The organism is Aulosira sp. FACHB-615 (assembly GCF_014698045.1).
Taxonomy (GTDB): Bacteria; Cyanobacteriota; Cyanobacteriia; order Cyanobacteriales; family Nostocaceae; genus Nostoc_B.
The window spans coordinates 15,495-39,241 of record NZ_JACJSE010000029.1 but is presented as its reverse complement, the minus strand read 5'-3'; the positions used below and the strand labels follow the sequence as shown (position 1 = coordinate 39,241).

At 41.3% G+C, this 23,747-nt stretch carries 11 protein-coding genes; 7 read left to right on the top strand and 4 right to left on the bottom strand.

Annotation, left to right across the window (positions count from 1 at the left end; translation table 11 throughout):
- Nucleotides 1-580 precede the first annotated feature (580 nt).
- The gene (locus H6G77_RS28490; RefSeq protein WP_062297131.1) at nucleotides 581-817 is read left to right on the top strand and encodes a DUF4327 family protein; all 237 of its coding nucleotides are present in this window, start codon (nucleotides 581-583) and stop codon (nucleotides 815-817) included.
- Between the two features lie 624 nt (nucleotides 818-1,441).
- Here H6G77_RS28490 and H6G77_RS28485 read toward each other — a convergent pair.
- The gene (locus H6G77_RS28485; protein ID WP_190588529.1) at nucleotides 1,442-2,506 is read right to left on the bottom strand and encodes a LacI family DNA-binding transcriptional regulator; all 1,065 of its coding nucleotides are present in this window, start codon (nucleotides 2,504-2,506) and stop codon (nucleotides 1,442-1,444) included.
- 582 nt (nucleotides 2,507-3,088) lie between these two features.
- Here H6G77_RS28485 and H6G77_RS28480 point away from each other — a divergent pair.
- The 5 genes from H6G77_RS28480 to H6G77_RS28460 all read left to right on the top strand — a co-directional run bounded on the left by H6G77_RS28480 (nucleotide 3,089) and on the right by H6G77_RS28460 (nucleotide 10,314).
- Nucleotides 3,089-4,078, top strand: a complete 990-nt coding sequence (locus H6G77_RS28480; protein WP_313949899.1) for an ABC transporter substrate-binding protein — start codon at nucleotides 3,089-3,091, stop codon at nucleotides 4,076-4,078.
- A gap of 168 nt (nucleotides 4,079-4,246) precedes the next feature.
- Nucleotides 4,247-5,797, top strand: coding sequence for a sugar ABC transporter ATP-binding protein (locus H6G77_RS28475; RefSeq protein WP_190873358.1), 1,551 nt, complete (start codon nucleotides 4,247-4,249; stop codon nucleotides 5,795-5,797).
- On the top strand, nucleotides 5,794-6,792 hold the full coding sequence (locus tag H6G77_RS28470; protein WP_190873357.1) for an ABC transporter permease subunit: 999 nt from the start codon (nucleotides 5,794-5,796) through the stop codon (nucleotides 6,790-6,792). Before H6G77_RS28475 ends, H6G77_RS28470 begins: the two co-directional genes overlap by 4 nt.
- A gap of 185 nt (nucleotides 6,793-6,977) precedes the next feature.
- Nucleotides 6,978-8,378, top strand: coding sequence for a sugar porter family MFS transporter (locus H6G77_RS28465; protein ID WP_190873356.1), 1,401 nt, complete (start codon nucleotides 6,978-6,980; stop codon nucleotides 8,376-8,378).
- Nucleotides 8,379-8,694: 316 nt separating this feature from the next.
- Nucleotides 8,695-10,314 (top strand): iron uptake porin, encoded by a 1,620-nt coding sequence (locus H6G77_RS28460; RefSeq protein WP_242049335.1) that lies wholly within the window; start codon nucleotides 8,695-8,697, stop codon nucleotides 10,312-10,314.
- Between the two features lie 141 nt (nucleotides 10,315-10,455).
- On the opposite strand, the gene H6G77_RS28455 is transcribed toward H6G77_RS28460, so the two are convergent.
- Nucleotides 10,456-16,290 (bottom strand): AAA family ATPase, encoded by a 5,835-nt coding sequence (locus tag H6G77_RS28455; protein WP_190873355.1) that lies wholly within the window; start codon nucleotides 16,288-16,290, stop codon nucleotides 10,456-10,458.
- A gap of 440 nt (nucleotides 16,291-16,730) precedes the next feature.
- Nucleotides 16,731-22,982: a trifunctional serine/threonine-protein kinase/ATP-binding protein/sensor histidine kinase gene (locus H6G77_RS28450; protein ID WP_190873354.1), complete on the bottom strand. Its 6,252-nt coding sequence runs from the start codon at nucleotides 22,980-22,982 to the stop codon at nucleotides 16,731-16,733.
- Nucleotides 22,983-23,078: 96 nt separating this feature from the next.
- On the opposite strand from H6G77_RS28450, the gene H6G77_RS28445 reads away from it, so the two are divergent.
- The gene (locus tag H6G77_RS28445) at nucleotides 23,079-23,297 is read left to right on the top strand and encodes a hypothetical protein (RefSeq protein ID WP_190873353.1); all 219 of its coding nucleotides are present in this window, start codon (nucleotides 23,079-23,081) and stop codon (nucleotides 23,295-23,297) included.
- Nucleotides 23,298-23,356: 59 nt separating this feature from the next.
- Here H6G77_RS28445 and H6G77_RS28440 read toward each other — a convergent pair whose 3' ends face one another.
- A complete protein-coding gene (locus H6G77_RS28440; RefSeq protein ID WP_190670534.1) occupies nucleotides 23,357-23,704 on the bottom strand; it encodes a histidine triad nucleotide-binding protein in 348 nt (115 codons plus the stop codon).
- Between the last annotated feature and the right edge of the window lie 43 nt (nucleotides 23,705-23,747).

Here is a 23,747-nt window from a genome sequence, read left to right as displayed (position 1 = left end):
AATCATTAGTGCGCGAATTACAGCCATAAATCTTGCCACAGTGCTGTAATTAACAAACTCAACTGTAGTTATTTTTTAAGAAATAATTAATATATGAGGCTGTGCAAGTTTTCGTGGTGTACGTTAGCGCATATATTTTGCAACAGTTTATACTTCAATTCTTACCGAAACACTTTTCGGGTATTTTAGCTATGAACCTACATCAGCATTTTTAAATTAGACTTGCTGGTGATTGATTACATAACTAAATTTACAGTATGAACTATGACCGTCTGCTGAATTATGCTTGAAGGCCGTTGCAGTGAAGCTTTAGAACTTCTTTAAGGCAGATAAAACAACCTTTACAAGAGGTCAATTTCACTACAATGGGATTTTTTGTATTAACTATATGGAAGATAAATGTCAGAAAACGTTGACTTTTGCAACATTTCTTTAGATAATTTGAGGGGATGTAGCGTCAAAATGAAATAAGTTCCGTATAGCAAAATACAAAACCCTAGCTACAAGTCTAATCTCTGTCATGTTTGTTTCCCATGATAAGTGGGAATACTATCTACGTATAAATGTGTGAGAACAAATCATGAGTGTGAATACGGTGCCCTCTATCAATTACTACTCTCTAGATGTAATCCAAGACGAAGCACGCCGACTGGTGCAGAAGGGGATGGTTAGCCGACAACAGCCAATATATACACTCTGCCAATACATCCCAGCAAGAGAGTGGGTGTGCGTTGAATGTGAGTTGGAAAAATGCGATTTTCTATTGCGCGATCGCATTGGCGACCTCATTGGTCGTGAACAATGGGACAATGACTAATCCGTCTATGATTTCGGATTTTGGATTGGGAGTATATTTTTTGGATGTTTAACTTAGACACAGAAAAATCTACCGCCCACCTCACTGAAGCTATAGCTATAGTCTCTAGTTTTTTACTACAAATATTCCCTGATCCAGAGTCTTCTATTATTTTTCTTGGCAAATAAACATTGCAGAACCATTAAAGTTTGATTTAAACAACTTTTCTCAGCAGCATTGACGAAATCATAGCCTACAGTGAATTTATCAAGAAAAGTTGTTGCGTAAATCCACTTCCAAGACTGTGAATATTTTATTTAAATTAACTTACCGGAGCGGTGTTTTATATCTAACTGCTCCGGTAATTTTTTTTGAGAGACGGGGTTTAACTCAGAGACAAGGAAGACAAGGAGGAGAGGGGAGATAAGGGAGAGAGATGTTTGTGAATCATTGAGAATTGCTCTGTTACCTGTCACCTGTCACCTGTCACGAGTAGGAAGTAGAAAAAAATATTCTACGGTTTTTACATAGATGTGTCGATATATAAAAAATCGCCAGAACAAGATATTACGCACAAAAATCATCAAAGCAGCTCACAAATAACCGTAAAGTTTTTGTTACATACTTATAAACTTTACCACCAAGTTAGATTTTTACCTCAATATAATTACTGATTTTTTTAGCTTGACTGACTTTGGTAGTACTACCCCGTTTGACTAAAAATGGCGATAGAAGAATATTGTCTACAGCTTTTTCTTCAAATAAGTCAAGCAACATAGTCATAGCCAATTCGCCCATTTCTACCATACGCTGACTGACTGTTGTGAGTGGTGGTGTGATGTAACTGGCAAGCGCAATATTATCAAATCCCACAAGGCTCAAATCTTGTGGGACGGAAATACCTAATTCTTTACAAGCCAAAAGAGCGCCAACGGCAACCATATCGTTGTAGCAAAAAATGCCAGTTACGCCAGCTGCTACTAATTGGGGTAGGAGTTGTTTACCGATATCAAAATCACTGATTGTTTGACTGTCTCGCTGGGGAATTGCTACCCAATCTTGATTTGCTGGTAACTCTGCTTGAGATAGCGCCAGTTGATATCCTTCTAGGCGTTGTTGGTCGGCTTTGCTACCATCACCTACTCCTAAATAGCCGATTCGAGTGTGTCCTAAATCTAGGAGATGTTCTACGGCTACACAGCCACCTAAGCGATCGTCGATGGCGACGGAGTTAAAGGTTTCGTGTTGATCTTCCGTATCGATGTTAATTAGAACTGTTGGCACAGTAAATTGCGTTAACTGCTGGTTATAGTGTTTGCCAACGCGGGAATCAGCAACTAAAATTCCATCTACTCGGCGGTAGTGGAAATTCTCAATAGCGGCTATTTCTTGGTCAAAATTTCCATGTGACGCATTTAATAACACATTCAAGCCGGCTTTTCTGGCTACTTGTTCAATTCCTTCGACTAGTTCACCAAAAAAGGGATCGGCGATGGATGTAACAATTACCCCAACAGTATAAGTGCGCTGATTTTGTAAACTTTGGGCGATCGCATTCGGCACATAATTCATTTCCTGCGCTAGTTTTTTGATTTCTTCCCGTACTTTGGCACTAATTAATGGACTGTCTCGTAAAGCGCGTGAAACTGTGGAATGAGAAACGCCTGCTTTGCGGGCAATATCTTCAATGGAAATCTTTCGTTTACTCATATTGACCACTGCTGTAGATGAGAAGGACAAACTCGAATTTCTCACGTATGGGTAGCGGGTGTGGAAAGTGTGGGGAGAGAGGGAAGAGAGGGGAGTGTGGGGGGAAAGATTTCTTCTCCATCCTCCCAAACCTCCCACCCCTCCCACACCTCCCACACCCCTAGATTTCTCACAAGAGAGAAATCCAGGACTGGCGGCTGGATTTTGCATTCTGGTTCAGTAACTTAAATAAAATTAACACATTTTTTATGCACAGGTGTGCAAAAATAAAAATCATCAGTTATGCACACCTGTGCATAAAATCAATTTACAACTTAAGAACATCAGATTTCACAACAGTTTCTTGATTGAGAAAATGTTGCGGAAATTTGAATTATGGGTGGAAGTCTTCAGATTCTTACCCTTTGCGCCCTGCACCCTGCTCTCTCCCCTGAAGCCTCTTCTGGGAAAGGGGAAGCGAATATCTATCGTTAGGAGAACGCAGGAAACAGGAGGTAGGCGGCAAAATTAAAAGATGATCTCAGTTAGATTAACATTTCTACACATATTTCGAGTTTTACAAACTGTTTTATTAGGATGTAGGTGAATGTGAACAAGAAAACAATCGCAGCGACTTTATTAAGTATTGTCAGTGGTACTTTAGTCAGCTGCACCAATGTTTCTCCCAACACTGAAGCAAAAAATGTATCTGATATAAGTACACACAACACTAAATTACGATCTGTTGGTGTCACCCTGGGCGATTTAAGTAATCCTTTCTTTGTTGTCATGGCCCAGGGTGCAGAGAAAGAAGCCAAGAAAATTGGCGGTAATGATGTCAGAGTTACTGTTGTTTCTAGTGGCTATGACTTGAATCAGCAATTTAATCAAATTGAAAATTTTGTGGCGGCGAATACTGACATGATTATTCTCAACGCGGCTGATAGTAAAGCTATTAGACCAGCAGTTGACCAAGCCAGAAAAGCAGGCAAGATTGTAATTGCGGTAGACACAGGCGTAGACGCAGAGGTAGATGCTACCGTCACTACCAATAATGTGCAAGCCGGAGAAATCAGCTGTCAATATATTGCCGATCGCCTCAAAGGTAAAGGTAATGTAGTCATAGTCAACGGGCCACCAGTCACTTCTGTAATTCAGCGAGTTGATGGCTGCTTGAAAGTCTTAGCCAAATATCCCGATATCAAAATTCTTTCTAAAGACCAGAACGCCGAAGGTAGCCGGGATGGGGGACTGAGAGTGATGAGCGATATTCTGGTAACTTTCCCCAAAATTGATGCTGTTTTTGCCATCAACGATCCTAGTGGCGTGGGAGTAGATTTAGCCGCCAACCAAGCCAAACGCAAAGAATTTTTCATAGTGGGAGTGGATGGTGCGCCAGAAGCAATCGAAGCGATCGCTGCTAACGATAGCCTATATGCTGCTACCGCCACTCAAAATCCTAGAGGGATGACAGCAACCGCAGTACAAGTTGGCAACGATATTTTAAACGGCAAAAAACCCGCATCACCCAATATTTTGATTCCCGCCAAGTTGATTACGAAAGAGAACGTTAGTACTTCTACTGGTTGGTAGAAGAGGTAGGGGAGAAGGGGGACAAGGGAGACAAGGGAGATAAGGGAGATAAGGGGGAGAAATATTAACTCAGCACGTACACTTCGACTTCTCCTGTCGGAGACGCTGCGCGAACGCTCAGTGTACAACACTCAGCACTCAGCACTCACAACTCAGCACTTAATAATCATGACAACAAATATTGAAACTGATTTTCTACCGGCTTCTACAGCCATTCCTGTATTAGAAATGCAGGGGATTGCCAAACGATTTCATGGTGTTCCGGCTTTGCAAGGTGTAAATCTGACCATTTATCCCGGCGAAGTTCACGCCCTGATGGGTGAAAATGGCGCAGGTAAAAGCACATTAATGAAAATTCTCGCTGGGGCTTACATTGCGGATGAAGGGGAGATTCGCATTAATGGTCAACCAGTAAAAATTACTGACCCAGGTACAGCCAGACAAGCAGGTATTAACCTGATATATCAAGAATTGAACGTTGCACCCAACTTGAGCGTTACCGAAAACATATTTATGGGGAGTGAGTTGCAGAGGGGTCAATTTTTAGACCGCAAAACGATGGAACTCGAAGCCCAGCAAGTACTAAATAGCTTGGGAGCGACTTTTACACCACAAACTATTGTTGGTACATTAGCGATCGCTGAACAACAGCAAGTCGAAATTGCCAGGGCGCTGAAAGATAACAGCCGGATTTTGGTGATGGATGAGCCGACAGCCGCCTTATCTGACCGCGAGACGGAACGCTTGTTTGAAGTGATTCGCAAACTCCGCAACGATGGCATTGCCATTATCTATATTAGTCATCGGATGGAAGAAATCTATGCTTTGGCTGACCGCATTAGTGTGTTGCGTGATGGTCAATATATTGGCAGTTTGACTCGTGATGAAATTTCGCCCCAGCGATTAGTACAAATGATGGTCGGTCGTTCCATGCAGGACTTCTACGAACATCAACGACAAAAGAATCCTGGTGCAGTAGTGCTGGAAGTTAGAAATATTACTGACGGACGCAAAATTCAGCCGACGAGTTTTCAACTGCGGGCTGGGGAAATTTTGGGATTATCTGGGTTGGTGGGTGCGGGACGGACAGAAGTATCGCGGTTAATTTTTGGTGCTGACCGCAAAGTTAGTGGTGAAATATTTTTAAATGGCAAAAAATTAGAGATTCATTCCCCCACTGATGCGATCGCCGCAGGTATTGGTTACGTCCCAGAAGACCGCAAAGACCAAGGTTTATTTCTAGAAATGAGTTCCCGAAAGAATATTGGTCTGAATAGACTCAAGCAAGATGCCAACCTTGGCATTGTCAACTGGGGTTCAGTTAATAAGATTGCCACAGAAGCCGTCGAAAACTTCCATATCCGACTAGCTAACTTAGAAATTCGCGCCGTGGATTTATCTGGAGGGAATCAACAAAAACTCCTGCTGGCGCGGTGGTTAGCTATTAACCCCAGAGTCTTGATGCTAGATGAACCAACACGCGGCGTAGATATTGGGGCGAAAAGCGAAATTTACCGAATTATCAGTGACTTAGCCGCCCAAGGAGTCGCAATTCTGATGGTTTCTAGCGAACTGCCCGAAATTGTCGGGATGAGCGATCGCGTTTTAGTCATGCGCGAAGGAAAGTTAGTCGGCGAACTCGACGACACCCCAGGCAAAGAAATCACCCAAGAAAACATTATGCACTGTGCAACTGGAGCATCGGAGGTAGCATCATGAGTCAAGCCTTAAGACCTGTCAACAACAGACCTAACCAAAATGCCACAGCCAGTCGGCGTAAAGCCATCAATAACTTTTTGCAAGTTGCTGGTATTTTACCGATTCTCGTCATTATCTGTATTTTATTTTCCCTGCTGAGTCCCAACTTTTTCACCGCAGGTAACGCCGTCAATATCTTACGTCAGGCATCTATTAATATAGTGCTGGCAACAGGCATGACATTTGTGATTCTTACTGGCGGGATTGACCTTTCCGTAGGTTCTATCTTGGCTGTATCTGCTGTAGTTGCAGTGTTAGCCTCTCTCATCCCTGTCTTGGGTTGGTTAGCTGTTCCGGCTGCTTTATTGACAGGATTATGTCTGGGTTTACTCAACGGTGCATTAATCACCTATTTGGATGTTCCACCGTTTATTGTCACCTTGGGTTCATTAACAGCCTTACGGGGTGCTGCTTATTTAGTAGCTAATGGCACAACCGTTATTAACCGCAACATCAACTTTGCTTGGATAGGTAATAGCTACGTCGGCCCCTTGCCTTGCTTAGTTATCCTCGCTTTATTAACAGTGGCTGTGAGTTGGTTTGTACTGAGACAGACAGTTTTAGGTGTCCAGATATACGCTGTTGGTGGTAACGAACGAGCCGCCAGATTAACAGGTATAAAAGTCAATCGGGTGTTGTTGTTTGTGTATGGCGTAAGTGGATTGCTGGCAGGTTTAGCCGGAGTGATGAGTGCTAGTCGCCTGTACAGTGCCACAGGAATGTTAGGACAAGGTTATGAACTAGATGCGATCGCTGCCGTCATCCTTGGCGGAACCAGCTTTACAGGTGGTATTGGCACAATCGGCGGCACACTCTTGGGTGCATTAATCATTGCTGTCCTCAACAACGGTTTGACCCTGTTGAATATGTCTTACTTCTGGCAACTCGTTGTGAAAGGCTTAGTCATCATTGCCGCAGTCATGATTGATAGACTCCGCAGACGTTCCCGACGGTAAAAGAAAGCAGGAGGCAGAAAGGCAAATGTTTCAACTCTTTGTCTCTCCTCTCTGCGCCTCCGCTTACTGAGCGCAGCGCCGCTCTGAGCCTGTCGTTCGCGTAGCGTCTCCGGCAGGAGAAGGGTCGAAGTATGCGTCTCTGCGTGAATAACTCATAATCTTATTCCCCAACACCAAATACAACCATGACATCCACCACAACTCGTCGTAAATCTAACAACTTTTATGTAATTTTAATTGCTGGTGCTGCTGCCCTGGGTGGCTTTCTGTTCGGGTTTGATACCGCCGTGATTAACGGTGCAGTTGCAGCCCTGACAACAGCTTTCAACGCCAACAGTCTCCAAACTGGTTTAGCAGTATCCTTAGCATTATTAGGTTCGGCCGTAGGAGCCTTTTATGCGGGAAAGATTGCCGATCGCTATGGTCGAGTCAAAGCAATGGTAGTAGCCTCCGTATTATTTACCATTAGTGCTATCGGTTCAGGGCTACCCTTTACCATTTGGGATTTTACCTTTTGGCGGGTGTTGGGTGGGTTGGCGGTTGGTGCAGCCAGTGTCATTGCCCCAGCTTACATTGCTGAATGTTCCCCTAGTAATTTGCGGGGTAGATTGGGATCTCTGCAACAACTAGCAATTGTTGTAGGAATTTTCATCGCCCTGCTATGCGACTACTTTATAGCAGTATCCGCAGGTTCCGCCGAGTCACCGTTTTTGTTTGGTATAGATGCTTGGCGGTGGATGTTTTGGACAGAAATTCCGCCGGCGGTGTTGTATGGTATGGCTGCTTTAATGATTCCTGAATCACCCCGCTATTTAGTAGCCCAAGGACGAGAACCAGAAGCCGCCAATGTGTTGAATAAAATTATCGGGGGTAACGTCCTCGCCAAAATCGAAGAAATTCGCCAAACAGTGATGCGGGAACGGGAACCGCAATTTTCTGACCTTTTACGCCGGAGTGGCGGACTTCTCCCCATAGTTTGGGTTGGTATCGGTATATCTTTACTTCAACAATTCGTCGGTATTAACGTCATTTTTTACTACAGCAGTGTTTTATGGCAGGCTGTTGGCTTTTCTGAAAAAGATTCCCTTAGCATCACAGTAATTACAGGTGCAGTAAATATTATTACTACATTAGTAGCGATCGCCTTCGTTGATAAATTTGGTCGTAAGCCCTTACTAATTCTAGGGTCAATCGGGATGACCATTACCTTGGGAACAATGGCATCGATTTTCGGTACTGCGCCACTAGATGCTGCTGGCAACCCAAATCTCAGTGGTAGTTCAGGTCTTGTTGCACTTTTAGCTGCCAACCTCTATGTATTTTGCTTCGGTTTCTCCTGGGGGCCAGTCACCTGGGTACTCTTAGGCGAAATGTTTAACAATAAAATTCGCGCCGCAGCACTTTCTGTTGCAGCCGCGATGCAGTGGGTAGCTAATTTCGCTGTTTCCACATCATTTCCTCCGATTCTGCAATATTTCGGCTTGGGTGCAGCCTACGGACTTTATACCACTGCGGCCGCTATCTCATTATTTTTCGTCCTCTTTTTTATCAAGGAAACCAAAGGTATGGAATTAGAAGATATGTAATTACGCCAGGGAATAGGGAACAGTTTTCAGATTCTCTATTCCCTCCATAGCGGTTCTCACTTCAGTCAGAATCATTAACCGCAGATAAAAGCTTTCACATCAATCACCTGTGCTATTATTGCAGACATATAAATCAGTGAGAAATTAATAGAAAGTTGAGTTTTTAAGTCCAGAGAATCTATCGATTTACACAAAAACTCTGTGAAACTCTCTTTCCTCAGCGTCCTCTGCGCCTCTGTGGTTCGTTCAAGTTGCCTCCTGCCATATAAATCGAAATCTCTCAAGCTCAGATACAGCCAGAGGTTTCTAATTTACCATGCAGATTTTTACTACACCATACACCATGTTGAAACATCTTTTGTACAGTTTTTCCCTTCTACTCTTAGCCTCTCCAGCAGTCTTGGCAGAGCCTATAGATAATACTCACACACTGCAAGGACAAGTCACATCAGTGTCCCAATTTGCTGATGTACAGCCAACAGATTGGGCATTTACAGCCTTGCAATCGTTAGTAGAACGCTACAGTTGTCTAACAGGCTATCCGAATTATACTTATCGTGGTAATCGTGCCTTAACGCGGTACGAATTTACTGCCGGTTTAAATGCTTGCTTAGACCATATCAACGAGTTAATTGCCACATCTACTAGTGAACTAGTCAACAAAGAAGACTTAGCGGTATTGCAAAAGTTACAGACAGACTTTGCCACCGAATTAAACACCATACGAGGTCGGATAGATAATTTAGAAGCGCGGACAAACACTTTAGAACAACAGCAATTTTCTACGACCACCAGGTTAAATGCTCAAATTATTACGGCTGTGAGTGATACCTTTGGTAACAAAGTAGGTGGTACAAAAGATGAAACTAACCCATTCTTGGCAACTCGCGGTCGTTTGAATTTAGAAAGTAGTTTTACAGGCAAAGATTTACTGCGAGTCCGGCTGGAATTTGGTAACTTTACGAATACCAATGGTTCTAGTCAAGTGGCGGCGGCCACAGGCACAGGGATGACACGCTTGAACTTCGATTTTGATAGTAACAATACCCTGTTTGTACCCCATGTTCGTTATTACTTCCCGGTGAGTGATTCCCTCTCCTTTGTAGTTGGCCCTACCGGCATTGGTTATACAGATATTTCCAGCACAGTCACACCTGCGAGTATTGCTGATGATGGTAATGGAGTACTTTCACTGTTTGGTTCGTATAGCCCTATATTCCGTAGAGGTGGCGGTGGTGTGGGCGCTAACTGGAATATTACTCAAGACTTGGTGCTGACTTTGGGCTATTTAGCCAGCAGTCCGAATAACCCAACCGAGAAAAACGGCTTATTTGATGGTGGTTATAACGCCCTGGCACATTTGGTTTATCATGGTCAAAAAGGCGCTGTGGGTGTAGCTTACTCTCATGGTTATAGCCCTGGTGGCGTAGTTGATCTTACAGGTGGGACGGGAAGCGTTTTAGCAACTTCTCCGTTTGGGAATAGCATTGCCACTGCTAACAGTATTATGGGGATGCAAGGATACTATCGCTTTTCCCCAAATTTCCAGGTTCATGCTTGGGGTGGATATATTTGGGCGACTGCCAAAAACTCTGGTTTCAGCGATATTTCTAATGGGCGGGGTAGTACAGATTCTTTGTTTGTCAATAGTGGCGACAATGCTAATGCGTGGTTTGGGGCAATTGGTATGTCATTTCCTGATGTGGGGGGTAAGGGTAATCTCCCAGGAATTATTTTTGGTTTACCACCGCGAGTTGCTCACAGTGATGTCCGTCAAGAAGGAGATAACTCTTACCACATCGAAGCATTTTATCGCTGGCGACTGAACAATAATATATCGGTGACTCCTGGTTTTTGGGTAATTCTCAACCCAGAAAACAACCGCAATAACGATACTCAATATGTTGGAGTTGTTCGTACAACCTTTGATTTTTGAACTCAATGATGAACAAACATCTCTTCTTTTTGGAAGTGCTGAGTGCTGAGTTGAAAGTGCTGAGTAAACATACTAGTTTCTCTTTCATTCTTGGCAAAGAAATAAGTTTCATCAAACTACCTTGTCCCCCTTGTCTCCCACTTAGTTATTGTTAATAGAATTATCTGTAATCGGTAGGGAAATTACAAACTCTGTTCCCTGTCCTAAAACAGAATTGACTGCAATTTTACCCCCATGTTTTTCTTCAACAATTTGTCGAGCGATCGCTAGTCCGAGTCCTGTACCTTTCCCAACTCCTTTTGTCGTAAATAAATGGTCAAAAATATGCAATTTGACCTCTTCACTCATGCCTTTACCATTATCAGCAATTGATATTTTGAGGCTGTGATTTTCAATGGCAGTTTTCACAATTATTTGATGAGGATTTAATTTAAGTTCCTCATAACTCCTTCCCATGCCTGATTCATCTAACGCATCAATAGCATTAGCAAGAATATTCATAAATACCTGATTTAATTGTCCAGGAAAACAAGCAATGGGTGAACAATTAGCGTATTCTGTAACTACGTTAATTGCTGGACGTTGTTCATTAGCTTTGAGGCGATGTTTGAGAATTAAAATTGTACTATCAATGCCTTCATTGATATTAAATGTAACTTTGTAATCTTTATCGGCACGGGAGAAAGTTCTTAAACTGGTACTAATATTTTGTAGTCGATCGCAAGCTAACACCATTGCATCAAGAACTTTTGGCAAGTCTTCTAAACTATAATCAATGTCAATTTTTTCTGCATGGTCGAGGATTTCGTCTGGGGTATTGGGTAAAGCTTGTTGATATAGTGCTAGGTGTTCGATAATATCGGTTAAGGTGGGTTTAGCTTGTTGGAGACTAGCCGAAATAAATCCCAGAGGATTATTCATTTCATGGGCGACACCAGCAACTAAGTTACCTAATGCAGACATTTTTTCATTCTGCACCATTTGTAGTTGTGCTTGTTGTAGTTCTTGCAGAGCTTTTTCTAATTCCTGAGATTTTTGCTGAATTGCAACTTCAGTTTGTTTGCGATCGCTAATATCTTCATAACTACCTAAAATTCCATAGACTTCTCCGGCTTCATCGCACAGAGGAATTTTACTGGTATCTATCCAGATAGTTTTACCATCTGTTTGCTGTTGCGTTTCAATAATATGTAATTGTGGCTGTTTAGACTCCATAATCCGGCGATCATATTCACGATAGGAGTCAGATTCAGCTTTGCTCCAAGGTAAATCATAGTCGTTTTTACCAACGATCGCTTCTGGCGATGGCAATCCTGCCATGATGGCAAATTTTTGATTACATCCCAAATAATTTGAGTTGCGGTCTTTCCAAAAAACGACCTGGGGAATGTTGTCGATAATACTTCTTAGCAGTTGTTGAGACTGTTGTAGTTCTTGCAAAGCAATCTGAGAATCTTGATAAAGTCGGGCATTTTCTAGAGAAATCGCTGCTTGAGTACAAAGAAAATTGAGAATGAGAATGCGATCGCTAGTAAACACCCCACTTGCAGAGCGATTCTTTAAATACAAAATGCCAATTAAATGCCCTTGATTGAGAATCGGCAAGCATAAAAGACTTTTCGGCTGTTTTTCCTGTAAATACTCATCAATTACAGGTAAATCTGTTTGAATGTCATCAATCACCAGAAGTTCTTGGGTGTGTTTCACATACTGAATCAGCTTGACTGGTAAATTGAGATTGCCTTCTAAGGGTTGCGAGCAAAGTTCGGTGTGTTCAGGTGTAGCGATGGCTCTTACCTGCCATTCTCCTTGTGTATCAGGCAAAATTAAGACGCAGTGATCGCCACCAGAATTTTGCAAAATAATCTGAGTGAGTTGGTGTAGTAGCTCATCTAGTTGAATTACTCCAGACAAGCTTTGAGAAACTTTGATAATGGTGGCAAAGTCTAGAGCCGTGTTGAGGGTACTGGCGGAACGGATGGTTTTGCTGGAAGAATGAATAGAAACTTTGGGACTAGCAATCGAGGCTAGGGTTTCTAAAGGAATTAGACTTTGGGCAGTTGGCTGTAAAATTGGCTGTAACAAATTGGGGTAAGCATTTTCTAACTCTTCAGTTTTCGCTTTCGCACCCCAACGCGCATAGCAATAGTAAGCGTCTTGCAGATAAATTGCCGCCAATTTCTCTTGACCCCAATTAAGGTAAAATTTAGCAGCTAGTTCATGACTCAGAGCTTCTTCTTGGAGATATCCATTAGTTTTTGCTCCGGCGATCGCCTGATTATATTGTTCAATGGCTTCAGCTTTCTGCCCCAAAACTCGATATTTTTCGGCTGCTATCAAATCAACTTTATGTTGATGATTCATTGGTGCATATTGCGCCCAATTATTTAAAGCTGTTTGATTCTCTTCTATCCTTTGCCATTGAGTTTCTGTCACCTCACTTCCTTGAGGCAATGTAGCCAGCATTATCAAAGCATCATAAAAGTAAAAAACAGGTTCGATAATTGTACCAACGCACCCTGCTAAATACTGTCTGGTTTGGGCAGCATCTTGTTGAGCTTGGCCATATTCTCCTAACCAAAAATTCAAGATAAATCGATGCAGATAAAATATACACAAGCGAAAGACATCTTGAGAAACTTGCACCTCGGCAATTAATGTGGCTTCATAAGATGCTTGACGTAAAGTTACTTCATCTTCTGATTTACCCAGCAGAATCAGAGCAGTTTCCCAGTAAATTAAATAATGCTTGGCGGTAGTTACTTGCTTGAGTTCTTGCAACTGCTGGTGATAAGAGCGAATTTGGTATTCTACCTCACTCAAATCTTGCCCTGACCAAAAGGCATTCAAGGTCAGTGCTTGCACTGTATAAAGCACAAATTCTAAACTACCTGTTTCGACCCCTGCTTGATAGCCTAACTGTAAAATTGGTATTGTCTCTCTTAAAGGGGCAGTACAGTGGTAAATATATCCAGCGAACACAACAAAGGTTGCGGCTCGACTGTATTTAAACTCTGGTTCTAACCCTAACTGATATGCTAACTGTCCAAACTGTTCCGCTTCTCGGATATCGCCCCAGATTAACTTAATTTGAAAGGCATAATTGGCATAACTCCAAGGAGAAAATAAACTGTTTCCATATTGAATAGAATGTTGAACCTGAAGCGCCACCACTAAGGGGTAGAGGGGTGAAGCTGTAACATAGCAGGCAGGTATGATACTGGCAGCAATTTGCATAATTGCTAGTTGTTCTGGTGCTACGAGTTTTGGTAAATGAATCAAATCTGCAATCGCGCGATCGCCAATTAAGTCTTGAATTTGCTGTCTAGCTTGTTGGACATCTTCACTAGTTGGCTGATCTGGCAAACTCACACCCAAGGTTTGCAGTACAGATTTACCTGTGGCGATCGCGGCAATAAAATCATTACGGGAGTTTAACGCTTGAATTTTGATTTGATAAGATTGCACCTGATCTAAGGGCGTTTTGGTATGCTGGATGACGGCATTAATCCAATACTCCATCTGCTCAAAATCACCACTCAATGCGGCAGTTTCGGCAGCTAGTTCATGGAGTGCTAAGGTCATTTCATATTGATGTTGCCAAGTGTCTGTGGCTAGTAGTCCTAATCCCACAGTGGCGTATTCGTAAGCAGCTTGATAAGCCGTGGCGACTCTGGCTTTTCGTCCAGCACAGAGATTCATTTGGGCGAGTTCATTACGCTGAGATTGGGCTGTAATTAGGGAAGTGCCGTAGTTTAACTGATTCACCAAAGCAAAAATTTGTTCTTCTCTGGCTGACAGAGAAATTTGCTTCAGGAGTAGTTGTCCAATATTGTAATGAACTGCTTGTTTTTGGTCATCGGGAATTAAAGAATAAGCCGCTTGTTGGACGCGATCGTGTAGAAATCGATAACTAGGATTGGCATTTTGAGCTATTTCTGATTGTTCGAGATTTTCTAACTGAAAAAATTTATAAATCTGGCTAATCGGCAAGATTAAACCTTCTTGCAACGCTTTCCATAAATCACTTGCTGTTGCTGCTTCCGATTGTTCCGAGACAATTGTCAGTGTACTTAAATCAAATTGATTACCAACACAAGCTGCTAGTTTTAAAACATTTTGGGTTGCTAAAGGCAGTTTCTTTAATTGCTGCGCCATTAATTCCACCACATCGTCTGTTAAGGCGGTGGATTTTAACTGGGAAATATCGCACTGCCAATGCCCAGTTTGTAAATCAAAATTAATTAGTTTTTCTTGATGTAATGCTTTGAGGAATTGCGTCGCAAAAAAGGGATTACCTTGAGTTTTTTGATATACTAATTCGGTTAAAGGTTGTGCCAAATTACCCGCACAATGTAATGTATCAGCGATTAACTGATTTAAACTGCTGGTTGATAATGGCTTTAAGGTAATAGTATTTACCGTTGCTTTTGCTTTAGCGATCGCATCTAAAGTTAGCATCAATGGATGTGCTGCAAACACTTCATTATCACGGTAAGCACCAATTAACAACAAATAACCAGTTGATGACTCACTGATCAGCAATTCTATCAACTTGAGTGATGCCGCATCTGCCCACTGCAAATCATCCAAAAATATCACTAAAGGATGTTCTTTTGTGGTAAAAACTTGAATAAATTTTTCAAATAGTAAATTAAACCGATTTTGAGCAGCTAACCCTGATAATTCTGGTGCTGTTGGTTGTGTGCCAATGATGAGTTCAAGTTCGGGAATTACCTTAGTAATTACTTGGGCATTATCTCCCAATGCTGCCAAAACTTGCTGTTTCCAGATGCGGAGTTGGCTATCAGATTCGGCTAGTAATTGCCCCATCAAATCACGGAAAACTTGGACGAAAGCAGAGAAGGGAATATTCCGATTAAATTGGTCAAATTTACCTTTGATAAAATAACCTTGTTGACGAGTAATTGGTTTGTGGACTTCATTCACTACAGCAGTTTTACCAATCCCCGAAAATCCCGCCACCAACATCATTTCTGATGTCCCACTAGCCACACGTTCAAAGGCTTGTAATAAGGTGCTGACTTCCGCTTCTCTACCATATAATTTTTCCGGGATGAGGAAGCGATCGCACACATCCCGTTGAGCAATTTTAAAATGTCTAATTGCGCCTGTATCTTTAAGTTGTGTCAAACAAAGTTCTAAATCATGCTTTAATCCCAAAGCACTTTGATATCTATCCTCGGCATTTTTCGCCATCAATTTCAACACAATCTCTGCTACTACTTGCGGAATCGGTTTACTGCTTTCTATGACCTGCGGCATTTTTGCTAAATGACAATGCACCAACTCCATTGGGTCATCACTATTAAATGGTAATTCTCCTGTTAATAGTTCATACAATGTTACACCAAGAGAGTAATAATCACTGCGGTAGTCTATACCTCGATTCATTCTCCCTGTTTGTTCTGGGGAAATATAAGCTAGAGTTCCTTCTAAAACATTGGGATTTTTAATTTCTGAAGTTTCTTTTGGCAGTAATGAAGCAATACTAAAATCAATTAATTGAACTTGTTTTGTGTGGGGATGAATTAGAATATTTGCTGGTTTAATGTCTTTATGGATGACACGATTTTGATGTATCGCATCGAGAATACTTGTTAATTGAATAGCAATACTTAAAAATTCTACTAGGGAGATGTGAGTAGAGTTGACATATTCTTGTAGAGAAATCTTCCCTGTATCTGGCATCACCAGAATATAACTATTGTGATGAGTTAAGAGTGACAATGGCTGTACAATCCCCGGAATTTGGAGATTTTTGCTAATTGTATATTGGTTACGAAATTCTAGTAATTCATGAAAACTGGGATATTCTGACGCTAACAGTTTGATGACTACTGGCAGATGATCTGATTGGCGGATAGCTTGATAGACGTGGGTTTTAGCACCGACATAAAGTTGAGCGCAAATTTGGTATCCGGGAATAATAGGTGTACAGGTTACAGTAGCCATATATACATGCCTCGCAGCACAAGTTAGTATTCGCGTCTAGAATTTAGTATTCCCATAAAATCGAAGTTTACTAACGATGTCGATAGTAATACCATTTCACTTTAAAAATGATCCAAAGGGACAAACAGAGGAAGCATAGGTAGTGATTTATCTTCGTAATTTTGTGAAATATAGCAATCCTAAATGAGTCGTGAAAAACATAGATATGGAAACGAACCGCCCTCCGGGTGACGCTCCTGCGTCGCTAACGCTGCGCTAACAGCAGTTCCTCATAGGGGAAACCCCCAAGACTGGACTGCTTCACCAAGAACGCCTTCGCGTAGCATCTCGTAGAGAAGGACGCAAATGTAAGAAAGAAGAAAAAGATATAGAAATTTTACAAATGATTTAGGACTGCTATAGTATTAGAATATCTCTGCCTTATCTACCTTGTCCCTCACTTAATGATTGTTATCTGTAATGGGGAGAGAAATTACAAACTCTGTTCCCTCTCCTAAAACAGAATTAACTTCAATTTTGCCGCCATGTTTTTCTTCAACAATTTGTCTGGCGATCGCTAGTCCTAATCCTGTGCCTTTACCTACTGCTTTGGTTGTAAATAAATGGTCAAAGATGCGCGATTTGACATCTTCACTGATGCCTTTACCATTATCAGCAATGGAGATTTTAACATGCTGATTTTCGATTGCTGTTTTGACAATAATCTTGTAAGGATTGAGTTTAATTTCCTCAAAACTGCGTCCTATACTTGACTCATCTAAAGCATCAATCGCATTGGCAATGATATTCATAAATACCTGATTTAACTGTCCAGGAAAACATGCTATTGGTTGTAAATTATCGTAATCCGTCACCACAATAATTTCTGGGCGTTGTTCATTACCTTTCAGGCGATGTTTGAGAATTAAAATTGTACTATCAATGCCTTCATTAATATTAAATAGCACTTTATAATCTTGATCAGCACGGGAGAAAGTTCTCAAACTGGTGCTGATATTTTTCAATCTTTCAGCAGCTATAACCATTGCATCGAGGATTTTTGGTAGGTCTTCTAAGCTATACTCTAAATCAATTTCTTCGGCATGATCGAGAATTTCTGCATCAGGATTGGGGAGAGCTTGTTGATAGAGTTGGAGGTGTGTGGTGATATCAGTAAATATGGGTTGAGCTTGTTGCAGACTAGCCGAAATAAAACTGAGAGGATTATTCATTTCATGAGCTACACCTGCAACTAAGTTACCTAATGCAGACATTTTTTCTTGTTGCACCATTTGTAGCTGAGTTTGTTTGAGTTCGTTGAGAGCTTGTTCGAGTTCCTGCGATTTTTGCCCAATTGCAGCTTCCGCTTGTTTACGTTCACTAATATCTCGAATAATAGTAGATAAATATTCAACTTCATCGGCAGCATTTTTATGAGCAATCACAACCTGAGAAACTGGAATTTCCTTACCATGTAAGTCTAAGATGGCTGACTCACCACTCCAAGTTCCCTGACGGATAGCGGTAGGGATAATGACATTTTGCAAATACTGTATTAGTCGAGGTGGCACCAGACTAGAAATATGAAATTCTGCCTTACTATCTTTCAAATGCCACACTTTCTGTCCAGCAGGATTAGTGTAAATATTATTGCCATTAGCATCGGCAATACCGACAATATCGGGTGTAGCATTGACAATTGCTAGTAGTTGTTGCTGCTCTTGTTCGGCACGTTCGCGTTCACGAAGTGCAGCTTGCTGTTCGCTAATATCAATTACAATCCCATCCCACACCATTTCCCCATCTTCGCTAATTTCTGGTCTCGAAACAGCTTTGACCCATTTAACATTGCCATTAGGTGTAATAATCCGCCATTCGTGTCGAAAGGTAGTGAGATTTTGCGCTGACTCCATAGTGGCGCGAAACAATTCAGCTTGATCATCGGGATGTTCAAAATCGCGCAGACTATATTTTCCTGACATTAAATCTTCAGCCGCTACTTCGTAAAGGCTTTGACATCCATAGCTCACATAAGATATTGAAGATAAACCATTGGGTTGAATCCGAATTTGATAAATCAATCCGGGAATATTATCTGCAAGTTTCTGAAAGCGGTTTTCACTCAGGCGTAACTTTTCCAGCGATTCTTCTAACTGATGGGCATAAATTTGAGAATCTTGATAAAGTCGGGCATTTTCGAGAGAAATCGCCGCTTGGGTACAAAGAAAGTTGAGAATCAAGATGCGATCGCTAGTAAACACATTACTGGTTGAGCGATTCTTTAAATACAAAATGCCAATTAAATTACCTTGATTGAGAATCGGTAAGCACAACAGACTTTTTGGTTGTCGTTGCAGTAAATATTCATCAATGACAGGTAGATCAGTTTGCAGTTCATTAACTACCACAATTTCTTGGGTATTTTTCACATATTGAATAAATTTGATCGGTAAATTTGGGTTTCCCTCTAAAGGTTCGTCAAGAAGTTCAGTGTTATCTGGTGTCGCAATTGCTCTGACAAAAAATTCGCCTTGATGATTAGATAAAATTAAGGCGCAGCGATCGCCACCAGAATTGTGCAAAATAATCTGAGTCAGTTGTTGCAGCAGTTCATCCAGGTGAATTGTGCCAGAAATAGCTTGAGAAGCTTTGATAATCGCTTCAAAATCCAGAGATGTATTGATGTTGGTACTAGAAGAACGAGTCGGTTGTTGGGAACTATGAACGGAAACCAGAGGATTAACTTGTGCTGATAATGTTTCCAGCACATTCATCGATGCTATTTTCTGCTGGAGAATAGGTTGCAGTAAATGAGGGTAGCGATTTTCTAAATCTTGAGTTTTGGCTTGGCTACCCCAACGAGCATAACAGTAGTATGCCTCCTGCATATAACCGGAGGCCACTTTCTCTTTGCCCCAATGCAGGTAAAATTTAGCAGCCAGTTCATTACTGAGTGCTTCATCTTGTAAATAACCGTGGGTTTTTGCACCAGCAATAGCTGAATCATAATGTGCCATTGCATCATAATTTTGACCCAAAACCCGCAATGTTTCTGCGGCTACAAGTTGACAGTAATGTTGATGATTAGAGGGAGCTAAATTTGCCCAATTTTGGAGTTTTTCTTGATGACTATTGACTCGCTCAATAATCTTTGATTGTTGTTTAGTATCCGCCGTTTCGTATTGGGACAAATGAATTAAGGCATCATAAAAAACCAAAACAACCATCATAAAACTGCCAGCACTAGCATGACTATATTGTTGTGCTATAGCTGCTTGTTCCCCAGCTTGTTCATATTTGCCAAACCAATAACAGAGAACGGCTTGAGATAAATAAAGATGAAATAATCCCCCTCGATCATTGGTAGCCTGTAAATGAGGCAAAATTTGGGTTGTATTGAAGACTTCACCTGCCAAAAAATAGGGGATTTCAGATATTACCAATAAATTTAAAATTGTTTGTTGGTAACACTCATAATATTTTAAAATTGATTCTTGCTTAACCTGGCTGATAATTTGTCGATAAGCTTCCATTTCCTGAGCCAAAGCACTTAATTCTCGACCACTCCAGTAGCTGTACTGAAAGTATGTTAGTATATTTAATGCTACACATTCCCAATCTCCGGTTTCCAGCCCACTCTGGTAGCCCTCTAGCAGAAATTGGATAGACTGACTCAAGGGTTCTTTCCAATGACGAATAAAGCAGTTGACAACAAAGTAAGCTCGGCTTTTAAAGGCATTAATCTGGAATTTTTCTAGTAACTTTAATGATAATTGTCCAAATTCATACCCAGCATCAATATCTCCCATAAAACCACAGAGCATTAATCCGTAGTCTGCATAAGAAAAAACGGCAATAGAGGAATTTCCAAACTGAATAGACATCTCAACTTGCTTAAAGATGAGTAATGGTAAAAGTTCAGGCGCAGCAATTAAAACAGATGCCACTAGTTTAGTCATGATTTGCATTGCTGCCAGTTGATAGGGATCGTTCATTGTAGGCAAATCTGCCAAACTTGAGGGTTTACTACCTATCCATAGTTGCTGTGTATATTGCGCTGCTGTACCAATATCTGCCTGAGTCGGTTGTTCGGGAAATTCCACACCCAGTAATTTCAACACCTGCAACCCAGTTTCTACCACTTCGGCAAATTTACCTTGAGAACGGAAAGCCATCATTCGGGTTTCATAGACTTTGATGGTGTCGAGCAATGAAGTTGCAGATCGCAATATAATGTCACCCCAGGCTGCTAACTTGTCAAAGTCTGTGTTTAGACAAGCTGCTTCTAAACGCTCGTGATGCAGATTTAGAGTTAATTCGTAGTTTGTTGTCCAAGGATCAGCCGGGAGTAAGTCAATTCCTTGGGTAAAGTAATTGATGGCTGCATTATAGGCGATCGCACTTTTAGCTTTGCATCCCGCGATTAAATTCAGTTCGGCTAACTTTAGTTGTTCATCAGGCTGAGTAATTAAATCAATCCCTTGATTCAGGTGATTGACAATTTCAAATATATGTCTATCTAGTTGAGTTTCTGGTGTATTAGCATAGAGTAGTTGACCGATCGCCAGATGAGTAACTTGTTTTTGGTCTTCTGGAATTAAAGAGTAAGCCGCTTGTTGAATGCGATCGTGCAGAAAGCGGTAAGTCAAATTTACAGAATCATGATCAATATTGTTCTGAGAATTAGTTTGTGCTTCAGTCTCTATCTGAAAGAATTTATAAGTTTGGCTAGTGGGTAAAATCAAACCCTCTTGTAAAGCTTTCCATAATGCTGTCGCCGCATCGGTGACAGATTGCTGAGAAACAATTGCTAAGGTTTTTAAATCAAAAGAGTTACCAACACAAGCAGCTAACTGCAAAACATTTTGGGTTGTTTGAGGTAATTTCTGTAATTGTTGAGCGACAAACTCCACAACATCATCAGTTAGGGATAGCAATTGAATTTGGGTAATATCACATTCCCAATAACCCTGCTGATGATTGAAGGTAATTTCCCCATCTTCATATAGTTTCTTGAGAAACTGAGTGATAAAAAAGGGGTTTCCTCTGGTTTTGCGCTCAATTAATTCGGTGAGGGGGAGAGATCGCTCTGTTGGACAACGTAAAGTATCAGCTATTAACTGATTTACATTTTGAGCAGCTAGAGGAGTAAGGGTAATAGTATTAACTGTCTTACCAGATTTCTTTATTTCCTCCACCGTCAACATTAATGGGTGTGCAGCAGAAACTTCATTATCTCGATAAGCACCCAACAACAGCAGACAATTTTCATCCTCCATCAACAGTTTAATTAACTGCAAAGAAGCTAAATCTGCCCACTGTAAATCATCCAAAAACATTACTAAAGGATGCTCTGCTGTGGTGAAGATAGCAATAAACTTTTGAAACAGTAACTGAAATCGGTTTTGTGCCTCCGTTCCCGATAATTCTGGTGCAGGATATTGTTTACCAATTACACGCTCTAATTCGGGAATGACCTCAATTAAAACTTGCCCATTTTCCCCCACAACTTCTAAAATCTGACTCCGCCACTGTGCCAATTTTGCATCCGACTCTGATAACAATTGCCCCATCAAATCACGCAAAGCTTGGACAAAAGCACTGAAAGGAATATTCCGGTTAAATTGGTCAAATTTACCTTTGATAAAGTAACCTTGTTGACGAGTTATGGGTTTGTGGACTTCATTCACTACAGCAGTTTTGCCAATCCCGGAAAATCCCGCCACTAGCATCATCTCTGATGTGCCACTGGCAACACGTTCAAATGCTTGTAATAAGGTGCTGACTTCCGCTTCTCTACCATATAATTTTTCCGGGATGAGGAAGCGATCGCACACATCCCGTTGAGCAATTTCAAAATCTCTAATTGCGCCTGTATCTTTAAGTTGGGTTAAACAAAGTTCTAAATCATGCTTTAATCCCAAAGCACTTTGATATCTATCCTCGGCATTTTTCGCCATCAGTTTCAACACAATCTCTGCCAGTACTGGCGGAATTTCTTCCCTGTTCCCTATTACAGTTGGCATTTTCACCAAATGACAATGCACCAACTCCATCGGATCATCACTATTAAATGGCAATTCTCCGGTTAATAATTCATAAAATGTCACTCCCAGAGAGTAATAATCACTGCGGTAGTCTATACCTCGGTTCATTCTCCCTGTTTGTTCTGGAGAAATATAAGCTAAAGTTCCTTCTAAAATATTAAGACTTTTAATTTCTTGAGTTTCTTTTGGCAGTAATGAAGCAATACTAAAATCAATTAATTGAACTTGTTTTGTTTGGGGATGAATTAAAATATTTGCTGGTTTAATATCTTTATGAATCACGCGATTTTGATGTAATTCATGAAGACTAGTACTTAATTGAATAGCAATCCTCAAAAATTCTGCTAGGGATAAAGTGTTGCTTTGAATATATTCTCGTAATGATATTCCCCCGGTATCCGCCATCACGAAAATATAACCGTTATTATATGTTTCTAAAGATAATGGCTGAATAATCCCAGAAATATTGAGATTTTTGCTAATAGTGTATTGATTGCGGAGTTTGAGTAATTCTTGAAAAGTAGGATATTCTGAGGTTAATAGCTTGATGACAACTGGGAGTTGATCTGATTCGCGGATAGCTCGATATACAATCGTTCTGGAGCCAGCATATAGTTGTGAGCTAATGTTATATCCGGGAATGATGGGGGCTTTAAATGTCGCCATCTAAACGTACCTCATAGCACAAGTTGGTTTTTGCTGTCCATCAACAAGCAGTGCAGAGCTTGTCTGGACTTTGTTAGTATTCCCACCAACTAGATATTGATTAACGGTACGTACAGAGATGATTTACCCACAAAAGATAGTTTCAAAGGGCTAAGGGGTGTGGGGAGTGTGGGGAGTGTGGGGAGTGTGGGGAGTGTGGGGGGTGTGGGAAGTGTGGGGGGTGTGGGGAGTGTGGGGAGTGTGGGGAGTGTGGGGAGTGTGGGGAGTGTGGGGGGAAAGATTTCTTCACCATCCTCCCACCTACCACCCCCCTGAATTAAACCCTTACACCCCTAAACCCTTAAACCCTCACACCCTGATTAAAATTGAAAACATCAACCAGGCGGCCAAGCCATTGGTCTGCCGCCTAAAATATGCAAATGTAAATGGAAGACAGTTTGACCAGCATCAGCATCGGTATTGATGACAACGCGATAACCATTGGTTAAACCAGCTTCGGCGGCTACACGCTTGGCGGTTAATAACAGATGTCCTAACAAAGCTGCATCTTCCGTTTCAGCCTCAGCTAATTTCGCTAGGGGTTTTTTGGGAATTACGAGGATATGAACTGGTGCTTGGGGGTTAACATCTGTAAATGCTAAAGCTAAATCATCCTCGTAAACGATATTGGCCGGAATTTCGCGCCGAATAATCTTACTAAAAATTGTGTCTTGATTGGTCATTGGTAATTGTGTTATTTGTCATTTGCCAATTGTTAATGATAAG

What these genes read in the sequence shown, in the direction of transcription:
- H6G77_RS28490 (WP_062297131.1), top strand. Translation starts at nt 581, where the DNA reads ATGAGTGTGAATACGGTGCCCTCTATCAATTACTACTCTCTAGATGTA.
- H6G77_RS28485 (WP_190588529.1), bottom strand. Translation starts at nt 2,506, where the DNA reads ATGAGTAAACGAAAGATTTCCATTGAAGATATTGCCCGCAAAGCAGGC.
- H6G77_RS28475 (WP_190873358.1), top strand. Translation starts at nt 4,247, where the DNA reads ATGACAACAAATATTGAAACTGATTTTCTACCGGCTTCTACAGCCATT.
- H6G77_RS28470 (WP_190873357.1), top strand. Translation starts at nt 5,794, where the DNA reads ATGAGTCAAGCCTTAAGACCTGTCAACAACAGACCTAACCAAAATGCC.
- H6G77_RS28465 (WP_190873356.1), top strand. Translation starts at nt 6,978, where the DNA reads ATGACATCCACCACAACTCGTCGTAAATCTAACAACTTTTATGTAATT.
- H6G77_RS28460 (WP_242049335.1), top strand. Translation starts at nt 8,695, where the DNA reads ATGCAGATTTTTACTACACCATACACCATGTTGAAACATCTTTTGTAC.
- H6G77_RS28455 (WP_190873355.1), bottom strand. Translation starts at nt 16,290, where the DNA reads ATGGCTACTGTAACCTGTACACCTATTATTCCCGGATACCAAATTTGC.
- H6G77_RS28450 (WP_190873354.1), bottom strand. Translation starts at nt 22,982, where the DNA reads ATGGCGACATTTAAAGCCCCCATCATTCCCGGATATAACATTAGCTCA.
- H6G77_RS28440 (WP_190670534.1), bottom strand. Translation starts at nt 23,704, where the DNA reads ATGACCAATCAAGACACAATTTTTAGTAAGATTATTCGGCGCGAAATT.